Genomic DNA, 21,103 nt, shown 5'->3' with positions numbered 1-21,103 from the left:
TTCACTCTCTCTCTTCACTCTGTGTACCTATCTTGCCAAGGGCATTGGCGCAGATGCGGTGCACGATATCTTCAAACTGTTCCAGCTCCCGCTGGCTGATGCCGGCGAGCAGCTCCCGGCGTATCTCCATGATGCGATCTTCAATCTGGTCGAGTAGCGCCTTGCCGGCCGGGGTCAGGGTGACGATGCGGGCCCGCTTGTCCTGACTGCAGCAGTGGCGCTCCACCAGCCCCTGCTCTTCCAGCTGGCCCAGGGTGCGCATCAGGGAGGGCAGTTCGATCTCCAGCGCTTCGGCCAGGGTCTTCTGGCTGAGGTGGCCACCGAGCCGGCTCAGTTTCCACAGCGCTGTCCAGCGGGGATGGGTGAGGCCGAGGGGGGCCAGTTCGAGATCGGCCACGGTGCGCCACAGCCGATGCAGTCGGCCGACTCGCTCGGCGAGGGACAGCTCGCGCAGCATTTCCAGATCCTTCATCATGAGACTCTCCATTTACTTAGCTTGCTAAGCATTGTAGTTGTTTAGCAGGCTAAGTAAATAGTGTGATCGCGATCTTGTTTATGAAAATTGGAGGTAGGTTTCTTGTGGAGCTTGCTTGCTAGGCTTGAGCACCCCGCCGGCAGCAACCGGTGTCTGCCGCGAGCCTATTTGGGTGAACAATTCCCGCCATGGGCCGGTGAAATAACCAAATCATGTCACCCATCGTGCTGAAAATAGTCTTGGAATAGCCATGACCGATAATGTTGGCAGCAGAAAAATATTATCTGCATTCGGCAGACTATTTTTTATCCACTAATATTGATGGGTCAGCTAAACAGGGAGACGATAGCTGTGGAACGATATGAATCGGGTGACCCCCATTTTTCCATCGAGAGTCTGTTGCTGGAGGTGGAATATGTTGCCGATGGCCATTATGGGCTCAGCCTGGAAAGTACCGAAACCTGTCATGAATTTGACCCTGCCAATATTCCACTGTTATTAGCCGAATAGTTTTTCGGTTGGTGTCATGAGGCCGTCATCATCATCTGACGGTCTGTTGCAGGGCCCGCTTGTATCGGCTAAAACGCTCCCCTGAGGCAGGCACGGCCTGCCATGGGCAGATCATCCTTGTGGGCCTCTGCGTGATCGCCTGTCCTCAATCTTCCAGTTGTCTCTTCCGGTCTGCGGCGGTTTATCCGATTGGGATTTACTGATCTTGAGATCGCCAGTCAATCCTTGCTTGTGATCAGTCGAAATAGCATCGAGTGGCGAAAGCATGGTTTCCCATTATTGAGATGTATGCCGCCCATTATTTAATCGTTATTTGATAATAGCCCCATAAAGAGCCTGTTGGCATTGAGGGATGAGGGCTCGCCGGTTTGATTGGCGCAGCACAATAGTGCGCCTGAATAATGCCAATGACAGGCTGGGCGACATCCTCTGCCAGTCATAACGTTTAAGAATTTAATGTTTTTATATGCCTTTGCAGACAGGCTAACCGACAGGGGTTAGAGAGATGGCTAGAGTGGCGCCACACCACACGCTGGAGCATAACAATGAAAAACCTCTCTACCCCACAGACCCGGATCGCGCTGTTTGGCGACCGGCAGATTGCCGGCATGCCCATGATGATCTTCCTCGGGCTTGCCACCTGCGTACTCTTCTCGGGTTGGAACGGCTCTCTGCCACTCGGCATGGTCGGTGCGCTGGCATTGATGTTCGTGCTCGGCACTCTGCTGACCGAACTGGGGGAGCGCATCACCCCCATCCGTGAATACCTGGGAGGTGGCACCATACTCGCCATCTTCGGCGGCGCCGCCCTGTTTGAATACCGGATCCTGCCAGTCGAGGCGGGCCAGGTGATCATCGGCTTCATGAAGGAGGGGGGCTTTCTCAACTTCTTCATCGCCAGCCTGGTGACCGGCTCGGTGTTCGGCATGAGCGGCGCCCTGCTGAAAAACGCCGCCATGCGCTACCTGCCGGTGATCCTGGGGGGCGTCGCGCTGGCGCTGCTCAGCGTCGGTCTGGTGGGTGCCCTGATGGGGTATGGCTTCAAGAATGCGGTGCTGCTGATCGGCTTGCCCATCATGGGCGGCGGCATGGGGGCGGGCGCCGTGCCGCTGGTGGAGATCCTCTCTGGGCCGCTGCAGATGTCCAGTGCCGACCTGCTGTCGCGGATGGTGCCGGCGGTGGTGATCGCCAACACCCTGGCCATTCTGGTGGGCACCCTGTTGGCCCGCCTTGGTCGCCGCTACCCCTCCCTGACCGGCAACGGCAAGCTGATGATAAAAGAGAGTGCCGCTGGCGTGGCCGAAGAGAAGGTGCAGGCGCCGACGCTGGAGAGCCTGGGTCTCGGGCTCTTCATCAGCTCCAGCATGTTCGTGCTGGGATCATTGCTCGGCAACTTCATCCCCATGCATCCCTTCGCCCTGATGATCCTGGCGGTGGCCGTCATCAAGGTGAGCGGCCTGCTGCCCCGTCGTTACGAGCAGGCGGCGGCCGACTGGTACCAATTCGTGGTCAGCAACCTGACTCCCTCCCTGCTGGTGGGGATCGGTGTCGCCTACACCAGCATCCCCGAGCTCATCAGCGCCTTCTCGGTCAGCTACTTCGTGCTGGTGCTGGTGACCGTGGTCGGCGGTGCCCTGGGGGCAGCGCTGGTGGGCCGAATGATCGGCTTCTACCCCATCGAGGCGGCCATCACCGGGGGCCTCTGCATGGCCAACATGGGGGGCACTGGCGACGTGGCGGTGCTCTCGGCGGCCCAGCGCATGACGCTGATGCCGTTTGCCCAGATCTCTTCCCGTCTCGGGGGCGCCGTCATGCTGATCCTGGCCACCCTGCTCATTTCGCTGCTGGCATAAGGAACAAGATAATGAACGACATCATGATGGGCACCAGCCTGCCCTATGCCGAACGCAAGCGACAGGGGCTGATGGGGCGCATGCCCCACAAGGAGGAGTCGCTGGCCCAGCAGCGGCGCCGTATCTACCGGCTGGTTTCGGCCATGCAGAGCCCGTTTGATCAGCACCTGCTGCTGCGCCAGCTGCAGGAGGACAACCCGGTGCTGTTTTACGAGCTGGTGCGCCACCACCTGCCCGAACTGTTGCCCATCATCTACACCCCGGTGGTGGGGGAGGCGTGCCAGCGCCACAGCGACCTTTATCTGCGCAGCCACGGCCTCTACCTCTCCTGGCACGACCGGGACGAGCTGGATTACATCTTCGCGGCGGTGGAGCAGGAGGTGGATGTCATCGTCATCTCCGATGGCGAGCGGGTGCTGGGGCTAGGCGATCTCGGCATCGGCGGCATGGGGATCTGCATCGGCAAGCTAGCGCTCTACTCCGCTGCTGGCGGCATCAACCCGGCGCGCACCTTGCCGCTGTGCGTCGACGTGGGCACCAACAACCCCGAACTGCTGGAAGATGACTCCTACCTCGGCTGGCAGGCACCGCGGGTGGATGGCGAGCCTTATTACCAGTTCATGGACAAGGTGGTGGCGGCCATTCGCAAACGCTGGCCCCAGGTGGTGCTGCAGTTTGAAGACTTTGCCGGCAAACATGCCGCCAATCTGCTGGCTCGCTACCGCGATGAGCTGTGCATGTTCAACGACGATATCCAGGGCACGGCGGCGGTGGCGTCGGCTTGCGTGCTGGCGGGACTGCAGCAGGCGGGCAGTACACTGGCCGAGACCCCGGTGCTCATCGTCGGGGCCGGCTCGGCCGGCTGCGGCATCGCCGCCATGCTGGCCCAGCTGGCGGGCGGTACGGAGCGGGTGCAACTGTTCGATCAGGATGGTCTGGTCTGCCTGGACCGCGGCGGGCTCACCCCGGCCCAGCAGCCGTTTGCCCGCCCGGCGGCGGAGGCGTGCCACTCCCTGGCCGCGCTCATCGAGCGGCTGCGCCCCGGGGTGTTGATCGGGGTAAGCGGTCAGGGCGGCCTGTTCGACGAGGCGGTACTGACGGCCATGGGGGAGGTGTGCGAGCGGCCGGTGATCCTGCCGCTCTCCAACCCCACCCGCAGCGCCGAGGCGACCCCGGCCCAGGTGTGGCAGGCGACCGGCGGACGCGCCCTGCTCGCCACCGGCAGCCCCTTCCCGCCGGTGGCGGTGGACGGCGCGCCGCGGGTAGTCTCCCAGTGCAACAACGTCTATGTGTTCCCGGGTATCGGCCTCGGTGCCTGCGCGGTCAAGGCGCGGCGCATCAGCGACGGCATGTTGCGGGCGGCGGTACAGGCAGTGGGCGCCTATCCGCTGGCCGAAGGGCGGTTGCTGCCCGCCATCGAGCAGGTGGGGGAGGTGGCCCGCGCCGTGGCGAGGGCGGTGGCACTGTGTGCCCGTGCCGAGGGGCTGGCCGATTTTGCCGGCGATCCCGCACCTTTGATTGACCAGACCTGGTGGCGCCCGCACTATTGGTCCGCGTCCTGATGTTGCAAGGCTAATCGATGAAACTGCGTCACCAACTGGTCACCCTCTCCCTGGGCCTGTCACTGCTCCTGATCGTCATCCTGGGCAGCCTGCTGGCGCTCTTCATCCGCCACCTGCTGGAAGTGAACCTGGAGGAGAAGGGGGGCGATCTGGCGCGGGTACTGGCGGCGGACAGCCGAGTGGTACAGGCGCTGGAGTGGGGCAGCGATCCGGGTCTGCGCGACTATGTGCAGGGGATCTGCAGCCGCACCGATGCCGCCTACATGGTAGTGACCGACGAGCACGCCCGCCGGCTGAGCCACCCCTCCCCGGAGCTGGTGGGTGGCCTGTTTCGCGGTGAGGATATCTGGCCCTCCCTCAACGAGCGCAGCAGTTATTGCTCCAAGGACGTGGGCACCCTGGGGCCGGCCATTCGCTGCTTCGCTCCGGTGATCGGGGCGGACGGGCGCGCCATCGGCGCCGTGGTGGTGGGTTATCTGATGCAGACGGTGGAGGGCATCTATCTGGATCGGATCGCCCTGCTCATCAGCGCCATCGGCGCCGTGCTGGGCTGCGGCCTGCTGCTGGCGCTCTGGATCCAGCATCGGCTGCGCCGCACCCTGCTGGATCTGGAGCCGGAGACCATCGTCAACCGCTTCGTGCTGCAGGAGCTGGTGCTGGAGCACATTTCGGAGGGGGTGATCGCTCTCGACAGCCATGGCCACATCCGCATGCTCAACAGCGCCGCCTTTTACCAGCTGCGCCTGCCCGGCACCGGTCGCCACTCCCTGCTTGGCCAGCCGCTGGCGGAGTTGTCGCCGCCACTCGCCCCCGCCCTGACCCAGCTCGAGACCGAGCTCGGCTTTACCGTGCACGGCGAGTCGTTCATCGGGCGCTGGCAGGCGGTGGAGGGCAAGATCCCCGGTCGGCTGCTGATCTTCAGCCGCCCCGAGGTGACCGGCAGCCTCGGCATGCAGGTGACTCACCTGCGCCAGTATGCCGAGATGCTGCGGATGCAGACCCACGAGTTCGCCAACAAACTCAGCAGCCTCTCCGGCCTGCTACAGCTGGGCCACGTGGATCAGGCGGTGGAGCTCATCCAGCAGGAGAGCGAGGCGTGCCAGACCATGCTGCACGATCTGCTGCGGGCCATCGAGGACAAACCGGTGGCCGGGCTCATCCTCGGCAAGTTCAGTCGGGCTCGCGAGCTCGGGGTGGAGCTGGTGCTGGATCCCGATTCGGCGCTGGGCGAGTACCCGGCAGCGGTGTCGGCGGATCTCATCACCCTCATCGGCAACCTGCTGGACAACGGCATCCGCGCCGCCTGGGCCCGGCGCAAGCAGTGTCCGCCACGGGTGCTCATCTCCCTCAACGACTTCGGGCGTCGGCTGGTGATCGAGGTGGAGGACAGCGGTGAGGGGGTGGACGAGGCGCTGGCGGATCATCTGTTTGATTACGGCATCAGTCGCCAGACCGGCGATCACGGTGTCGGCCTGTTCCTGGTCAAGGAGACGGTGGCCAGGCGAGGGGGTGTGATAGAATGGCGCCGCACCGCCGAACAGACGACCCTGTTCGGTATCTACTTGAATAAAAACCAATTGGTGTGATCTATGGAGCCCATTTTCACTCTGGTGATCGAGGATGACGAACGGATAGGATCCATTCTGGCCGAGCTGGTCTCCTCTACCCCCGGATTTTCCCTGCTGGGTCGGGCCGAGAGCCTGACCCAGGCCGATCTCATGATGCGCGCGGCCCAACCGCAACTGCTGCTGGTGGACATCTCGCTGCCTGACGGCTCAGGCCTGGAGTGGGTGAACCGGCTGCGCAGCCACAACCGCGAAGCCTACGTCATCATGGTGACCGCCTCCTGCGATGTGGAGACCATCCAGCAGGCCCTCAATCAGGGGGTGCAGGATTACATCATCAAGCCGCTGCGGCTGTTTCGCATCCAGCAGAGCCTGGACGAGATCCTCACCCTGCACCGGCGCATCTGCGAGCGCGGCTCCCTCGAGCAGAGCGACCTGGACCGCTTGATGGGCAAGGTGAGGCCCCAGGGGCGCGAGGTGCGCGACACCCCCAAGGGGATCGACGCCATCACCCTGCGCCAGGTGCTGGAGCTGCTGGCGGGCGAGCCGGACAGCGCCTTCTCCACCGACACGGTGGCGTTGCGCTTGTCCCTCAGCCGCACCACGGCGCGCCGCTATCTGGAGTATCTGGAGTCGGAGGACAGGGTGGACGTGGATCTCAACTACGGTCAGCGTGGCCGGCCCGAGCGCCGCTACCACTGGCGGCGGGGTAACTGAGCCCGCGTTTTTTTGCGCGCAGATGCAATACAAGAAGGGAGCCTCGGCTCCCTTCTTGCTGTCTGCCCGTCGCCGCATGGGTTGCAGCCCTTCCTAACTTGCCTGGTTCACAGTGCGCCAAGAGGGAAAGGGTGGAGGGCTGATTCGGCCTCTTCAAACAGCTGGATCAGGTGATCCGCGACGGCCCGCACCCGTCTGGAGTGGGCGAGATCTGTGTGGATCACCAGCCAGATCGGCTGATCTACTCCCAGCTCGGGCAGGAGGCAGACTAGATCCGTCTCTTTGGCCAGATAATGGGGCAGCACCGCCAGCCCGAGGCCGGCGGTGGCAGCGGCCAGCTGGGCCGACAGGGTGTTGGTCTCCACCCTGCAGAGGCGCCCACGCAGTATGCGCGCAATCCATTTGGCGGCGGGCAAATGGCCGTGGGATTCCCCCCAGCCGATGAAGGCATCCTCATCGAAGCCAGCGGCATCTGTGCCCGGATGACGGCTATCGACATAGCTGCTGGCCCCATAGAGGCCGAAGCCCAGGGTGCCCAGCCGCTTGATGGTGACGTTGCCGGCGTCAGGCTTGACCATGCGCACGGCCAGATCGGCATCGCGCCTGTGCAGGTTCACCGTTTGCACGCCTGTGACCAGCTCCACCCTCAGCTCGGGATGAATGGCAAACAGCCTGGCCAGGGAGGGAATAATGAGCGGATTGGCCAGATTGTCTGCGGTGGCGAGGCGCACGCATCCGGCCACTTGTCCCTGCTGCTGCCCGGCTTCGCCAAAGGCATGCCCGGCATGTTCCAGCGCCTCGGCCCGCGCCAGCAGGGCATCCCCATCGTCGGTCAGTCGATAGCCGTGCTGATGACGACTGAACAACGGCAGACCCAGTGCCGACTCCAGGCGATCCAGCCGTCGAGAGACAGTGGCAATGCCCATGTCAAGGGCGAGGGCGGCGCCACTCAAGGTGCCGCTGCGGGCGATGGCCAGAAAGACCCGGGCGTCATCCCATAGCAAGAGAGCGTTCATGTATCTTCCAAAATCGGAAAGCTGACTACCAATCCAGTCTATACCTGAATCATATTCGGAAGACCATACTGACCTCCATCTTGTAAGGAGAAATGTATGCAACGACGAACACTGGGCACTGATCTGGACGTATCCGCCATGGGCCTCGGCTGCATGGGCATGAGTGAGTTTTATGGTCCGCGGGATGATGAGCAGGCGCTGCGGGTGCTGGCCCGGGCTGTCGAGATGGGGATCGATTTTCTCGACACCGCCGACATGTATGGCCCGTACCACAATGAAGCCCTGATAGGCCGCTTCCTGGCGACCCACGGAGCCGGGGTCAAGGTCGCCACCAAGTTCGGCATAGTGCGCCAGAGTGGCGAGTACAGACGTACTCTTGACAACAGCGTCCAATATGCACGGCAGAGCTGTGAAGCCTCGCTGCGCCGGCTCGGGGTTGAGCAGATAGACCTCTACTATGTGCATCGCATCGATCCGGCGCACCCCATCGAAGAGACGATGGCAGGGCTGGCGCAGCTGGTGCAGGAGGGCAAGATTGCCCGTATCGGTCTGTGCGAGGTCAGTGCGGCCACCTTGAGGTGCGCCCATGCCGTGCATCCGGTGGCGGCGGTGCAGACGGAATATTCCCTCTGGACGCGAGATGTCGAAGCCCAGGTACTGCCGACCTGCCGCGAGCTGGGTATAGGTCTGGTGGCGTATTCCCCCTTGGGGCGAGGCTTTCTGACCGGACGTTTCCAGCAGGATACGGCGTTTGCAGAGGGCGACTTTAGGGCCAGCCTGCCGCGCTTTCAGCAGGAAAACATCGCCACCAACCGCTCGCTGGTGGCGGTGATCATGGCCCTGGCGGAGCGCAAGCAGTGCACGACGGCGCAGATCGCCCTAGCTTGGCTGCTGGCGCAAGGGGATGACATAGTGCCCATTCCCGGCACAAGGCGGATCCCCCATCTGCAGGACAACCTGGGCACCCTGTCGGTGCGTCTGGAGGCCGGGGATCTCGCCGCGCTGGACAGTGCCATCAGGGCCTTGCCAGTGGCAGGGGAGCGCTATACCCGAGAAGGCATGAAGGGGGTGAACGCATGAGCGGCTTATCGTCCGAGCGGCGTGAACAGGCCTTCGCGCTGCTGGCCCGGCTAGACCCGCAGGCGCCGGATCAGGTCGCGGCGAACCTGGATGCCCTGTCGCCAGATTTTGCCGAACTGGTGTTGGGATTTGCCTTTGCCGATGTGCTCTCCCGTCCCGGTATTGATCTCTGCACCCGTGAGATGCTCACCGTTGCTGCGCTGATGGCGATGGGCAATGCACCCGGACAGCTCGAATTTCACATCCGGGCCGCGTTGAATGTGGGCGTCAGCCGGGAAACCATCATCGAAATCCTGCTCCAGATCGCCGTCTATGCCGGTGTCCCTGCCTGCATGAATGGCATCAGCGTGGCCCGAAAAGCCTTTGCCGCTCATGACAAGGCCCGGCTCGACCCGCACAAGGCGCACCACGAGCAAACCTGAATCACAGTTGTGTCGGGAGGGGCTTACCATTGGCGCGGGGATAACCGAGCCTGTGGTTTTTAGCGAGAAGATGCAAACAAGAAGGGAGCCGAGGCTCCCTTCTTGTTTTGTGCTGCAGCGGCTTGTCTCGCCGGTTTATGCCTCTTCCACAAGGGCGGGGCGCACCCTGGGCTTGAACTGGGAGAGCATGACCCCCGCCAGGATGAGACCGCCCCCCAGCAGGTGGTAGTCATGTATCGGCTCCCCCAGGCTGATGACGGCGATCAGCGCCGTGCACAGCGGCATCAGGTTCATGAACACCGAGGTACGCTCCGCCCCCATGCAGGCGAGGCCGCGCATCCAGCAGTAGGCGGCGAAGAGCGAGGAGGCGATGCCGGCAAACAGCACCAGGCCCCAGCCTTCGGCGGGCACCGCCAGCGATTCGGCGCAGAGGGCCACCGGGATCAGCAGCAAGACCGCCAGCAGGATCTGCAGGTAGAGGTTGAGCCAGGGGCCGAACGGCAGCTGCCAGCGGCGGATCAAGAGGCCATAGAGGGCGTAGCTGGCGGAGCCGAGCAGCATCAGGCCGTCGCCCTGATTGATACCGTCGTGCAGCAGTGCCAGCGGTTGGCCCAGGCTCAGCAGCCAGAACACCCCGAACAGGGAGATACTCATGCCGAGCAGCGCCTGTTTGCCCGGCCGCTGGCCGAAGAAGAGGGCGCTCTGCAGCAGGGTCAGCAGCGGGATGAGAGAGCCGATGACCCCCATGTTGGTGGCCGAAGTGGTGTGGGCGGCGTAGTAGGCGAGGCACTGGTAGAGCACCATGCCAAGGGCTGCCAGCACCAGCAGCTTGCCGAGCCAGGGGCGGATCTCGCCACGGCGGCGCCACAGCTGCGGCAGGCAGAAGGGGGTCAGTGCCAGCGCGGCGATCACCCAGCGGTAGAAGGAGATGGCCGCGGGATCCAGCACATCGGCGGCGGCCTTGGACACCACGGTATTGGTGGCCCAGATCAGCACGGCGAGCAGCGGAAACATCAGCGGGTAGAAGATACGCATCAAAGACTCCTTATTATCGAGGTGACCAGTCTACCCTTGTCTTTCTGATATCAAGTAACGTAAAACTGACAAATCATCCCGCGCAAAGGACAATCCGCCCGCCATGGCCATACGTCACTACCATCCGACGGACCTGCATCTGCCAGCGCCCAATCCGCTCTATCTGCGCTACCAGCAGATCCAGGCCGAGAGCGCATGTGCGCCCCACAGCCACCCCTGGGGCCAGCTCAGCCTCATCAGTCTGGGGGTGATGGAGATAGTGCTGGACGATCACCGGCTGGTGGCGCCGGCCGACTACCTCATCTGGGTGCCGGCGGATCTGGAACACGCCTCCTACAACCAGCAGGCCCTCGACTACACCTCCATCTACGTCAATGACGCCCTGGCGGCGCGGCTGCCTGCCGAGCCCAGGCTGCTGCAGATGACCCCGCTGATCCGCGCCATCCTGGCGGATTTTTGCGATCGCAAGCTGGGCCACATGGAGGATGAGTGGGACGTGCGTCAGGCCGAGCTGCTGGTGGAGAAGCTGACTCGCACCCGCTGCCAGGACAGCTACCTGCCCATGAGTCAGGACAAGCTGCTGGCCCCCATGCTGGCGGCGCTCTACAGCGACCCCGCCGACCCGCGCACCCTGGCCCAGTGGGCCGAGCAGCTGCACACCACTGAGCGTACCCTGGCCAGGCGCTGCGTGCGGGAACTGGGGATGAATTTCGGCCAGTGGCGGGCCCGGCTCAAGCTGCTCAAGGCGTTGGCCTGGCTCAAGGGGGAGCTGCCGGTGCAGGAGATTGGCTGGCGGCTCGGTTACGGCTCCACCTCGGCCTTCATCGCCATGTTCAATCGGGAGCTGGGCTGTTCGCCCCAGCGTTATCGCCAGCAGCTGGGTATCGGCGCCGGGCAGGCGGCGCTCTAGCAAGGAGCGCTCTGGCAATGAAAAGGGCGCCCGCAGGCGCCCTTGTTGATCATGGGAGGAGCTTAGAAGAAGCCGAGGGGATTGATGTCGTGGCTCACCAGCAGGTTCTTGGTGTTCTGGTAGTGGTCCAGCATCATCTTGTGGGTTTCGCGGCCGATCCCTGACTTCTTGTAGCCGCCGAAGGCCGCGTGCGCCGGGTAGGCGTGGTAGCAGTTGACCCAGACCCGGCCGGCCTGGATGCCGCGCCCCATGCGCCAGGCCAGGTTGCTGTCGCGGGTCCACAGGCCCGCCCCCAGCCCGTACTGGGTGTCGTTGGCAATCGCCAGCGCCTCCGCCTCGTCCTTGAAGGTGGTGACCCCGAGCGCCGGCCCGAAGATCTCCTCCTGGAACACCCGCATCTTGTTCTGGCCCGAGAAGATGGTGGGCTGGATGTAGAAGCCCCCCTCCAGCCCGCTCACCCTGGCCGGGCCGCCGCCGATCAGCATCTTGGCCCCTTCGCCGCGACCGATCTCCATGTAGCTCAGGATCTTGTCGAACTGCTCGCGGGATGCCTGGGCGCCGACCTGGGTGGCAGTGTCGAGAGGGTTGCCCTGCACTATGGTGCGGGCGCGGGCCAGCACCTTGTCCATGAAGTCGTCATAGATGCTGGCCTGCACCAGGGCGCGGGAGGGGCAGGTGCACACCTCGCCCTGGTTGAAGAAGGTCATCAGCATCCCTTCCACCGCCTTGTCGATGTAGCTGCTCTCGTGCTGCATCACATCGGCGAAGTAGATGTTGGGGGACTTGCCACCGAGCTCCACGGTGGAGGGGATCAGCTTGTCGGCGGCGCAGCGCAGGATATGGGCGCCCACCTCGGTGGAGCCGGTGAAGGCGAGCTTCTGGATGCGGTTGCTGGTGGCGAGTGCCTGGCCCGCCTCGGCGCCGAAGCCGTTGACCACGTTGACCACCCCGGCAGGCAGGATGTCCTTGATGAGATCCATCATCAGCATGATGGTGACCGGGGTCTGTTCGGCGGGCTTGAGCACGCTGCAGCAGCCGGCCGCCAGCACCGGGGCCAGCTTCCAGGCCGCCATCAGCAGCGGGAAGTTCCACGGGATGATCTGGCCGACCACCCCGATGGGCTCCTTGAAGTGGTAGCTGACGGTGTTCTGATCCAGCTCGGCGGCCGAACCCTCCTGGGCGCGGATACAGCCGGCGAAGTAGCGGAAGTGATCCACCACCAGCGGCAGGTCGGCGGCCAGGGTCTCGCGTACCGCCTTGCCATTCTCCCAGGTCTCGGCGATGGCGAGCACTTCGATGTTCTGTTCGATGCGATCGGCGATGCGCAGCAGCAGGTTGCTGCGCTCGGTGACGCTGGTCTTGCTCCAGCTGGCGAACGCCTTGTGGGCGGCGTCCAGAGCCAGCTCGATGTCGGCGGCGTCGGAGCGGGCCACTTCGCAGAACACCTTGCCGTCCACCGGCGAGATGTTTTCAAAGTAGCGGCCGGCGCGCGGCGCCACCCACTCACCACCGATGAAGTTGTCGTAACGGGACTTGAAGTTGACCAGGGCACCTGCCTGACCGGGAGCGGTATAAATCATCTCATCATCCTTATGTGTGTGGTCCTGACCGGGCTGGCGGGCAACCCGGTTGCTGCTATGTATCGCAAGGGGCGTGCCAGAGGGTCTGACCAGCACAGCAAAAGTTACAAAAACGTTATCAAACGGGATGTGGCAGCGTATCTTGGTTAACCAATGATCAGGGCGAAGGTGAGGAAACTGTGCCGATTCTGGACAGTGACCGTGACAGTCGTGCCGTTTATGAACAGGAGGCGTGATGAGCGAATTATCTCAATCCAGTGCCAGCCCGATCGAGCGTTCCTGGCAGCGCTGCCTGCATCAGGGGCTGAGCCGCCGGCAGAGCGCCGAGCTGGACTTGCTGCCCCAGGGAGAGCTGTCGGCCCGTCAGGAGCAGCACAGGGTGCTGATCGCCAGCTTCCAGCCTTTCGTGTTGCCGCTGTTTGGCCAGTTGCTGGCAGGGCGCCCCTGTCGGTTGCTGCTGTGCGATGGCGAGGGTGCCATCCTGGCCGCCAGCGGTGACGACGGCTTTGCCCGCCACGCCGAGCGCATTTTTTTGCGCAGCGGCGCCCGCTGGGGGGAGGCGAGCAAGGGCACCAACGCCATCGGCACTGCGCTGGCCGAACAGAGCGAGGTGCAGGTACTCGGCAATCAGCACTTCTTCGCCCAGCACAGCTTTCTCAGCTGCAGCGCCTGCCCGCTGCTCGGGCCAGACGGGCAACTGCTCGGGGTGCTCGACATCTCCACCGACGCGGCCCATCACGATGGCGACATGCTGGGCACGGTACGGCTGCTGGCCATGACCCTGGAAAACGCGCTGCTGGCGCGCCAGCCGGGCTGGCTGGTGGATCTCGAGCCCCAGAGTCTCTGGTCCGCCCGTCTGCTGCTGGGGGAGGAGGGCGAGCTGCTCGGGGCCAACCGGGCCGGTCGGCTCTGGCTCGGCCAGCACCCCTTCGACGGCAAGCGGCTGCTGCGGGATCGGCGTGGCTTGCGATTGGTGCCGGAGGCTCATCCCGTTGCGACCCTGCCCGGCCTGCCGGCCGATGCCGGCGGCTCGCTCGGCCAGCAGGTGCCGCTCAAGATGCTGGAGCGCGGCATCTCGCTGCTTATCGAGGGGGAGACCGGCAGCGGCAAGGAGCATCTGGTGCGCGAACTGCACGGGCAGTCGAGCCGGCGGGCGCAACCGCTGGTGTGCGTCAACTGCGGCGCCCTGCCGGCGGAGCTGGTGGAGGCCGAGCTGTTTGGCTATGTCGGCGGGGCTTTCAGTGGTGCCCGGAGCCAGGGCAGCCAGGGGTATCTGCGCGCCGCCCACGGCGGCATCCTGATGCTGGACGAGATCGGTGAGCTGCCGCTGCTGGCCCAGACCCGCCTGCTGCGGGTGCTGCAGGAGCGCGCCGTCACCCCGGTTGGCAGCCACAAGCCCGAGCCGGTGGATTTCTGGCTGGTCAGCGCCAGCCACCGGGATCTGGCGGCCATGGTGGCGGCCGGCACCTTTCGCGAAGATCTCTACTACCGTATCTGCGGCTGGCGGCAACTGCTGGCGCCGCTGCGCGACTGGCCGCCCCGCGAGCGGCAGGCGCTGGTCCGGCGGCTGCTGGCCGAGATGGATCCTGCCCTGCACCTGACCGATGAGGCCGAGCGCCAACTGCTGGCCCACCCGCTGCCCGGCAACGTGCGCCAGCTCAAGCAGGCGCTGGAAGTGGCCTGCGTGCTGGCGGAGGGGCTGGGCTGGATTGAGCCTGCCCACCTGCATCTGCCGACCGTGGCGGTGGCGCCGGCCGCCACCACGGCGGTGGCGGGCAGCACATTGCGCCAGCAGAACCGGCAACGGGTGCAGCAGACCCTGACGGAGTGCGATGGCAACGTGAGCGAGGCGGCTCGCCGGCTCGGCATCAGCCGTACCACCCTCTATCGGGCGCTGCGGGAGGCAGGCTGAGGTGTTTGTTACCCGAGCTTTTTCGTGGTTAAGATGGGTCCACAAGAGACCCTTTGATGATTCTCTTGCATGGCATGGAGTGCTTTATGACGCGTACCCGATTTGATTGGCAAGACCCCTTCTTTCTCGATGGCCAGCTTGGCGAAGAGGAGCGCCTCATCCGCGACGCCACCCGCGATTACTGCCAGGCGCGGCTGATGCCCAGGGTGCTGGAGGCGAACCGCCGCGAGCAGTTTGACCGCACCATCATGAACGAGCTGGGGGAGCTCGGGCTGCTTGGCGCCACCCTGCCGGAGCAGTATGGCTGCGCCGGGGTCAATCACGTGGCCTACGGCCTCATCGCCCGGGAGGTGGAGCGGGTCGACAGCGGCTACCGTTCGGCCATGAGCGTGCAGTCGTCCCTGGTGATGCACCCGATCCACGCCTATGGCGACGAGGCCCAGCGCCAGCGTTGGCTGCCGGGGCTGGCCCGGGGCGAGCTGGTGGGCTGCTTCGGCCTCACCGAGCCGGATTCGGGCTCCGACCCTGGCTCCATGAAGAGCCGCGCCGAGCGGGTCGACGGCGGCTATCTGCTGACTGGCAACAAGATGTGGATCACCAACTCCCCCATCGCCGATCTGTTCGTGGTGTGGGCCAAGCTGGATGGCGAGATCACCGGCTTCGTGCTGGAGAAGGGGATGGCCGGGCTCTCTGCCCCCAAGATCGAGGGCAAGTTCTCCCTGCGCGCCTCCATCACCGGAGAGATAGTGATGGAGCGGGTCTTCGTGCCGGAAGCGAACCGGCTGGCGGGGGTGAGCGGCCTCAAGGGGCCGTTCGGCTGCCTCAACAAGGCGCGCTACGGCATCGCCTGGGGGGCGCTCGGCGCCGCCGAGTTCTGCTGGCATGCCGCCCGCCAGTACGGGCTGGATCGCCAGCAGTTCGGCCGCCCGCTGGCCGCCACCCAGCTGTTTCAGCTCAAGCTGGCCAACATGCAGACCGAGATTGCCCTCGGCCTGCAGGGCTGCCTGCAGGCCGGGCGCCTGATGGACGAGGGGCGCTGCCCGGTGGAGCTGGTGTCGCTCATCAAGCGCAACAGCTGCGGCAAGGCATTGGAGATAGCCCGCGTTGCCCGCGACATGCACGGCGGCAACGGCATCAGCGACGAGTTTCACGTCATTCGCCACGTGATGAACCTGGAGGCGGTCAACACCTACGAGGGGACCCACGACATCCACGCCCTGATCCTGGGGCGGGCCCAGACCGACCTGCAGGCGTTTGAGTGATGGGGCCCCTTGCCGGCGTGCGTGTGCTGGATCTCAGCCGTGTGCTGGCCGGCCCCTGGGCCAGCCAACTGCTTGCCGATCTCGGTGCCGATGTGGTCAAGGTGGAGGCCCCCGGGCGCGGTGACGACACTCGCCACTGGGGCCCACCCGAGCTGGTGGCGGGGGAGGCGGCCTACTTTCATGCCGCCAACCGGGGCAAGCGCTCCATCGCCCTGGATCTAGCGCGCGATCACGAAACCCTGCTGGCCCTGGTGGACCGGGCCGACGTGGTGATCGAAAACTTCAAGGTAGAGGGGCTGGCGCGCTACGGCCTCGATTACCCGAGCCTCAAGGCCCGCCGCCCGGGGCTCATCTACTGCTCCATCACCGGTTTTGGCCAGGACGGTCCCTGGGCTCAGCGACCCGGTTACGATCTGCTGATCCAGGGGCTGGGCGGATTGATGAGCATCACCGGCCAGCCGGACGAGGCCCCCGGCGGCGGGCCGGTCAAGGTGGGGGTGGCGCTTGTCGACATCCTCACCGGCCTCTACGCCACCATCGGCATCCAGGCGGCCCTGCGCCACCGGGAGCGAACCGGGGAGGGGCAGCAGATCGATCTGGCCCTGCTCGACGTGTCGGTGGCGGTGCTGGCCAACCAGGCGATGAACTATCTCGCCACCGGTCAGGCGCCCGGGCGCCTTGGCAACGGCCACCCCAATATCGTCCCCTACGACGTCTATCCCACCCGGGATGGTCATCTGATCCTAGCGGTGGGCAACGACGGCCAGTTTGCCGCGCTGGCAGCCCTGTTGGGGGAACCCGGCTGGGCGACGGACCCCGACTTTGCCAGCAACAGCGCCCGGGTGCGCCACCGCCATCGGCTCAATGCCCTGATTGCCGAGCGGTTGCTGGCGCGCAGCAGCGCCGAGTGGAGTGCCATGCTGGAGGCAGCCGGGGTGCCGGGCGGCCCCATCCTTACCCTGGATGCCCTGTTCGCCCTCGAGCAGGGGGTGGTGCGCGGCTGGGTGCAGCAGGTACAACGCGGCGATCAGCCCTTGCCCACCCTGGCCAATCCGCTGCATCTGTCGGCCACCCCGGTGCGCTACGGGCGTGCCTCGCCGGCGCTGGACGGGGACCGGGATAGCGTGCTGCGCGACTGGCTCGGGCAGGGCTGACCCGGTTGCTTTAGGCGGGGAAGTTGCGCCTGCCCGGCGCCATGCTCCCCTCCTCTATCCTCTGCCACCTCATCAGCCTAGGTGCTGGAGCCCGGGGCCGTCCCCCGTTATGATGCGCCCCGTCCATTCATCTGTTGAGGAACTTCCCATGGCACAACACATTGGCGCCCTGGCCCTGCTGGTGGCCGATTACGACCAGGCCATCGCCTTCTTTACCCAGGGACTGGGGTTCGAACTGCTGGAAGACACGCCCCTCGACGAGCCGGGCAAACCGGGCAAGCGCTGGGTGCGGGTTGCCCCTAAGGGGGCCCCCGGCTCCGCCCTGTTGCTGGCGCGGGCCGCCACCCCGGAGCAGCAGGCCGCCATCGGCCAGCAGGGGGGCGGTCGGGTCTTCCTGTTCCTCGAGACCGACGACTTCTGGGGCGATTACCAGCGCATGCAGGCGTACGGTGTCCATTTTTGTGAACAGCCGCGTATCGAGGCTTACGGCACCGTGGTGGTGTTCGAGGACATCAGTGGCAACCGCTGGGATCTGCTGCAACTCGCTGCTGCCAACTGAATCTGAAAACGTTTATCATCCCGCCTGTCATAAAGTCATAAAAGTGTCACAGAAAGTTCTAATAATTGGCGCACCCATCTTCACAGAGGAGAGAGAAGGGATATGGCTAAGCGAATTCTGGTGGTCGAGGACGAAGCACCGATCCGCGAAATGCTCTGCTTCGTGCTCGAGCAGAAGGGATATGAAACAGTAGAAGCTGAAGATTTTGCCGACGGATTGGCGAAGGTGCGCGAACCCTACCCCGAACTCATCGTGCTGGACTGGATGATGCCGGGCGGCAGCGGCATCCAGTTCATCAAGCAGCTCAAGCAGGATGAGGTGACCCGCCAGATCCCGGTGGTGATGCTGACCGCCCGCGGCGAGGAAGAGGACAAGGTGCGCGGGCTGGAGGCGGGGGCCGATGACTACATCACCAAGCCGTTCTCGCCCAAGGAGCTCACCGCCCGCCTGCATGCGGTGATGCGCCGCGTCTCTCCCACCTCGGTGGACGAGGTGATCGAGGTGCAGGGGCTCAAGCTGGACCCCGTCTCCCACCGGGTCAGCGCCGAGGAGAAGGCGCTCGACATGGGGCCGACCGAATTCAAGCTGCTGCACTTCTTCATGACTCACCCGGAGCGGGTCTACAGTCGTGAACAGCTGCTCAACAATGTCTGGGGTACCAATGTGTACGTCGAGGACAGAACCGTGGATGTGCACATCCGTCGCCTGCGCAAGGCCATTGAAGAGACGGGGCACGATCGCTTGATCCAGACGGTGCGCGGCGCAGGTTATCGCTTCTCAACCCGTCTGTAGAGGAAGTTATGTTGCAACCTTATGCCTGGCGGCGCCAGTTGTGGCGAATGGCGTTCTTCTATGCGCCCTTCGCCTTGGTCGGCTGGTTGACGAATACCCTCGCCCTCTGCCTGCTGGCGGCCACCGTGCTGCACCTGGGCTGGCACTATCGCTTCCAGAAGCGGCTGTCGGACTGGCTGTGGCACGATCGCAGCCTGGTGCCCCCCAACGGCAGCGGCAGCTGGGAGTACATCTTCAACGGCATCTACAAGTTGCAGCAGCGCCACCGGGCCCGCCGCCGCGAGCTGGCGGGGCTGATCCGCCGCTTTCGGGAAGGGGCGGAGGCACTGCCCGACGCGGCCGTGGTGTTTCGCACCGACGGCAGTATCCTCTGGTGCAACCGGCTGGCCGAGCAGCTGCTCGGTTTTCGCTGGCCGGAAGATGCCGGTCAGCATATCGGCAACCTCATTCGCAATCCCGCCTTCGGCGCCTACCTCGGCAAGGGGCAGTATGACGAACCGTTCGAGATGACCTCGCCCATCAACGAGGAGAAGTTTCTCGAGTTTCGCATCATGCCCTACGCCGAGGATCAGGCCATGCTGGTGGTGCGGGACGTGACCCGGCTGCGCAGCCTGGAGAAGACCCGCAAGCACTTCGTCTCCAACGTTTCCCACGAGCTACGCACCCCGCTCACCGTGCTCAAGGGCTATCTGGAGATGACCGAGGAGCCGCCGCCGCCCGCCATGTGGGCCAAGGCGCACAAGGTGATGATGGAGCAGACCATCCGCATGGACAATCTGGTCAATCAGCTGCTCACCCTGTCGCGCATCGAAGCGGCGCCGACCGTGGATCTCTCTCACCTGGTGGACATGCCCGCCATGCTGGGGCTGCTGGAGCAGGAGGCGCGGGCGCTCTCGGGCGAGCGGGCCCACCAGATCGAGTTCATGGTGCAGCCCAATCTGTTGGTGCGCGGCGATCAGGATCAGCTGCGCAGCGCCGTCTCCAACCTGGTCTACAACGCCATCCACTACACCCCGGCGGGGCGCAAGATCACGGTGGAGTGGCGCAAGCAGGGGGCGATGGCGCTGTTTGCGGTGCAGGACGAGGGGGAGGGGATCCCGCCCGAGCACCTGGCACGGCTCACCGAGCGGTTCTATCGGGTCGACAAGGCCCGCTCCCGTCACACCGGCGGTTCGGGGCTCGGGCTTGCCATCGTCAAGCATGCCCTGAGTCACCACGACTGCCAGCTCGACATCGAGAGCCGGGTTGGCCTCGGCAGCCGCTTCAGCTTTCTCATCCCCGGCCGCATGGTGGTGGTGAAATAGTCTTTTCCGGCAAGGGGTTGGCATCAAAAGGGGGCTGCGATGGCGGCCCTTTTTTCATTTGTTCAACAAGCCCGCCATGTCATTAAAGTGTCACATTAAATCCATAAATTTGTCACTGCCAGGTCAGATACTGGCGCCGTCTTGAGAACGGACCTGTCGCCGGTTTGGCGCAGGGAGAGTACGAAACGCGACCGGCCGATCGCAGTGCTCGGGATGTGACCACTTTCGGCCTCAGATTGACGCTTGCCTTCTGCCACCACAGGACTGGGGGAAGAGGGCAGGAAATGACACTCAGCGCATCGTCCGGCGTGGCCGGCGGTGAGCCAAGTTAACCCGTGTTTTGATGGACTGCGTTCTGCAACCTTGGAGAGATTGGATGAAACTCAACAAACTGGCTGGTGTAATCGGATTCACCGCAGCTACCCTGTTTTCCGTCAGCACCCTGGCTGCCGGTGTGGATAAAAACCTGCCGGATTACACTCCGACCAGCGGCATCTCGGGCAACCTGTCCTCTGTCGGCTCGGACACCCTGGCCAACATGATGACCCTGTGGGCCGAAGAATTTAAGCGCATGTACCCCAACGTCAACGTGCAGATCCAGGCCGCCGGTTCCTCCACCGCGCCGACTGCACTGACCGAAGGCGTTGCCCAGTTCGGCCCCATGAGCCGCGCCATGAAATCCGGCGAGGAAGAGGCCTTCGAGAAGCGCTACGGTTACAAGCCGACCGCCATCCGCGTCGCGGTCGATGCCCTGGCGGTGTTCGTCAACAAGGACAACCCCATCAAGGGGCTGACCATGCCGCAACTGGATGCCATCTTCTCCAGCACCCTCAAGTGCGGCGAAGCCAAGGCTGCCACCAAGTGGGCTGATCTGGGTCTGGACGGCAACTGGTCTTCCAAGGATCTGCAACTGTTCGGTCGCAACTCGGTGTCCGGTACCTACGGTTACTTCAAGGAACACGCCCTGTGCAACGGTGACTTCAAGAGCGGCGTGAACGAGCAGCCGGGTTCTGCCTCCGTGGTGCAGTCCGTCTCCTCCTCTCTGAACGGCATCGGCTACTCCGGCATCGGTTACGTCACCTCCGGCGTGCGCGCCGTACCGCTCTCCAAGGATGGCAAGACCTTCATCGAGGCCAGCGCCGACAACGCCATCACCGGCAAGTACCCGCTGTCGCGCTTCCTGTACGTTTACGTGAACAAGCACCCGAACAAGCCGCTCTCTCCGATGGAGCAAGAGTTCCTGAAGATGGTGCTCTCCAAGGCGGGCCAGAACATCGTTGCCAAAGATGGCTACGTACCGGTACCGGCCAAGGTGGTCGAAGCCGACCTGAAGAAACTGGGCATCATGTAAGCCGGTTTCCTTTGCCAGACGGGCCCTGCGGGGCCCGTTTTGTT

19 protein-coding genes are annotated in these 21,103 nt (G+C 64.2%); 15 read left to right on the top strand and 4 right to left on the bottom strand.

Annotated elements, in window-relative coordinates; translation table 11 throughout:
* Nucleotide 1: 1 nt before the first annotated feature.
* Nucleotides 2-475: a transcriptional regulator SlyA gene (slyA, locus tag AACQ43_RS04260; protein ID WP_076361138.1), complete on the bottom strand. Its 474-nt coding sequence runs from the start codon at nucleotides 473-475 to the stop codon at nucleotides 2-4.
* A 318-nt stretch (nucleotides 476-793) separates the two neighbouring features.
* On the opposite strand from slyA, the gene AACQ43_RS04255 reads away from it, so the two are divergent.
* The 5 genes from AACQ43_RS04255 (at nucleotide 794) to AACQ43_RS04235 (ending at nucleotide 6,682) form a co-directional block, all read left to right on the top strand.
* On the top strand, nucleotides 794-985 hold the full coding sequence (locus AACQ43_RS04255) for a hypothetical protein (protein ID WP_076361139.1): 192 nt from the start codon (nucleotides 794-796) through the stop codon (nucleotides 983-985).
* 545 nt (nucleotides 986-1,530) lie between these two features.
* Nucleotides 1,531-2,838, top strand: a complete 1,308-nt coding sequence (locus tag AACQ43_RS04250; RefSeq protein ID WP_039213362.1) for a 2-hydroxycarboxylate transporter family protein — start codon at nucleotides 1,531-1,533, stop codon at nucleotides 2,836-2,838.
* Between the two features lie 11 nt (nucleotides 2,839-2,849).
* Nucleotides 2,850-4,400, top strand: coding sequence for an oxaloacetate-decarboxylating malate dehydrogenase (gene maeA / locus AACQ43_RS04245; RefSeq protein ID WP_168966118.1), 1,551 nt, complete (start codon nucleotides 2,850-2,852; stop codon nucleotides 4,398-4,400).
* 17 nt (nucleotides 4,401-4,417) lie between these two features.
* Nucleotides 4,418-5,986: an ATP-binding protein gene (locus AACQ43_RS04240; RefSeq protein ID WP_045790398.1), complete on the top strand. Its 1,569-nt coding sequence runs from the start codon at nucleotides 4,418-4,420 to the stop codon at nucleotides 5,984-5,986.
* Nucleotides 5,987-5,989: 3 nt separating this feature from the next.
* Nucleotides 5,990-6,682: a response regulator gene (locus tag AACQ43_RS04235; RefSeq protein WP_168966115.1), complete on the top strand. Its 693-nt coding sequence runs from the start codon at nucleotides 5,990-5,992 to the stop codon at nucleotides 6,680-6,682.
* Between the two features lie 107 nt (nucleotides 6,683-6,789).
* On the opposite strand, the gene AACQ43_RS04230 is transcribed toward AACQ43_RS04235, so the two are convergent.
* Nucleotides 6,790-7,698, bottom strand: a complete 909-nt coding sequence (locus tag AACQ43_RS04230; RefSeq protein WP_168966113.1) for a LysR family transcriptional regulator — start codon at nucleotides 7,696-7,698, stop codon at nucleotides 6,790-6,792.
* A 96-nt stretch (nucleotides 7,699-7,794) separates the two neighbouring features.
* Here AACQ43_RS04230 and AACQ43_RS04225 point away from each other — a divergent pair, with 96 nt between their 5' ends.
* Both AACQ43_RS04225 and AACQ43_RS04220 read left to right on the top strand, forming a co-directional pair.
* The gene (locus AACQ43_RS04225; protein WP_168966111.1) at nucleotides 7,795-8,778 is read left to right on the top strand and encodes an aldo/keto reductase; all 984 of its coding nucleotides are present in this window, start codon (nucleotides 7,795-7,797) and stop codon (nucleotides 8,776-8,778) included.
* Nucleotides 8,775-9,200: a carboxymuconolactone decarboxylase family protein gene (locus AACQ43_RS04220; RefSeq protein ID WP_168966110.1), complete on the top strand. Its 426-nt coding sequence runs from the start codon at nucleotides 8,775-8,777 to the stop codon at nucleotides 9,198-9,200. The genes AACQ43_RS04225 and AACQ43_RS04220 overlap by 4 nt, the downstream gene beginning before the upstream one ends.
* Nucleotides 9,201-9,335: 135 nt before the next feature.
* On the opposite strand, the gene AACQ43_RS04215 is transcribed toward AACQ43_RS04220, so the two are convergent.
* A complete protein-coding gene (locus AACQ43_RS04215) occupies nucleotides 9,336-10,235 on the bottom strand; it encodes a DMT family transporter (protein WP_168966109.1) in 900 nt (299 codons plus the stop codon).
* 103 nt (nucleotides 10,236-10,338) lie between these two features.
* Here AACQ43_RS04215 and AACQ43_RS04210 point away from each other — a divergent pair, with 103 nt between their 5' ends.
* Entirely contained in the window at nucleotides 10,339-11,145 is an 807-nt protein-coding gene (locus tag AACQ43_RS04210) for an AraC family transcriptional regulator (protein WP_029301544.1), read from the top strand.
* Nucleotides 11,146-11,207: 62 nt separating this feature from the next.
* Here the strand turns inward: AACQ43_RS04210 and exaC are convergent, their stop codons facing one another.
* Nucleotides 11,208-12,725: an acetaldehyde dehydrogenase ExaC gene (gene exaC / locus AACQ43_RS04205; protein WP_168966107.1), complete on the bottom strand. Its 1,518-nt coding sequence runs from the start codon at nucleotides 12,723-12,725 to the stop codon at nucleotides 11,208-11,210.
* A gap of 235 nt (nucleotides 12,726-12,960) precedes the next feature.
* Between exaC and AACQ43_RS04200 the strand changes: the two genes are divergently transcribed.
* The 7 genes from AACQ43_RS04200 (at nucleotide 12,961) to AACQ43_RS04170 (ending at nucleotide 21,059) form a co-directional block, all read left to right on the top strand.
* Entirely contained in the window at nucleotides 12,961-14,637 is a 1,677-nt protein-coding gene (locus tag AACQ43_RS04200) for a sigma-54-dependent Fis family transcriptional regulator (RefSeq protein WP_168966105.1), read from the top strand.
* A gap of 86 nt (nucleotides 14,638-14,723) precedes the next feature.
* A complete protein-coding gene (locus AACQ43_RS04195; RefSeq protein WP_168966102.1) occupies nucleotides 14,724-15,899 on the top strand; it encodes an acyl-CoA dehydrogenase in 1,176 nt (391 codons plus the stop codon).
* Nucleotides 15,899-17,053, top strand: coding sequence for a CaiB/BaiF CoA transferase family protein (locus AACQ43_RS04190; protein ID WP_168966100.1), 1,155 nt, complete (start codon nucleotides 15,899-15,901; stop codon nucleotides 17,051-17,053). Before AACQ43_RS04195 ends, AACQ43_RS04190 begins: the two co-directional genes overlap by 1 nt.
* 148 nt (nucleotides 17,054-17,201) lie before the next feature.
* Entirely contained in the window at nucleotides 17,202-17,612 is a 411-nt protein-coding gene (locus tag AACQ43_RS04185) for a VOC family protein (protein ID WP_168966098.1), read from the top strand.
* 102 nt (nucleotides 17,613-17,714) lie between these two features.
* Nucleotides 17,715-18,404 (top strand): phosphate regulon transcriptional regulator PhoB, encoded by a 690-nt coding sequence (phoB, locus tag AACQ43_RS04180; protein ID WP_005298527.1) that lies wholly within the window; start codon nucleotides 17,715-17,717, stop codon nucleotides 18,402-18,404.
* Between the two features lie 8 nt (nucleotides 18,405-18,412).
* A complete protein-coding gene (gene phoR / locus AACQ43_RS04175; protein WP_011705169.1) occupies nucleotides 18,413-19,708 on the top strand; it encodes a phosphate regulon sensor histidine kinase PhoR in 1,296 nt (431 codons plus the stop codon).
* A gap of 376 nt (nucleotides 19,709-20,084) precedes the next feature.
* Nucleotides 20,085-21,059 carry a PstS family phosphate ABC transporter substrate-binding protein gene (locus tag AACQ43_RS04170; RefSeq protein WP_017408555.1) on the top strand — a complete coding sequence of 325 codons (975 nt, stop codon included), beginning with the start codon at nucleotides 20,085-20,087 and terminating at the stop codon, nucleotides 21,057-21,059.
* The last annotated feature ends 44 nt before the right edge of the window (nucleotides 21,060-21,103 follow it).

It is taken from the genome of Aeromonas sp. DNRA1, from assembly GCF_963888745.1.
Classification (GTDB): domain Bacteria; phylum Pseudomonadota; class Gammaproteobacteria; order Enterobacterales; family Aeromonadaceae; genus Aeromonas; species Aeromonas hydrophila.
This window is presented reverse-complemented; position numbering and strand designations above follow the sequence as displayed.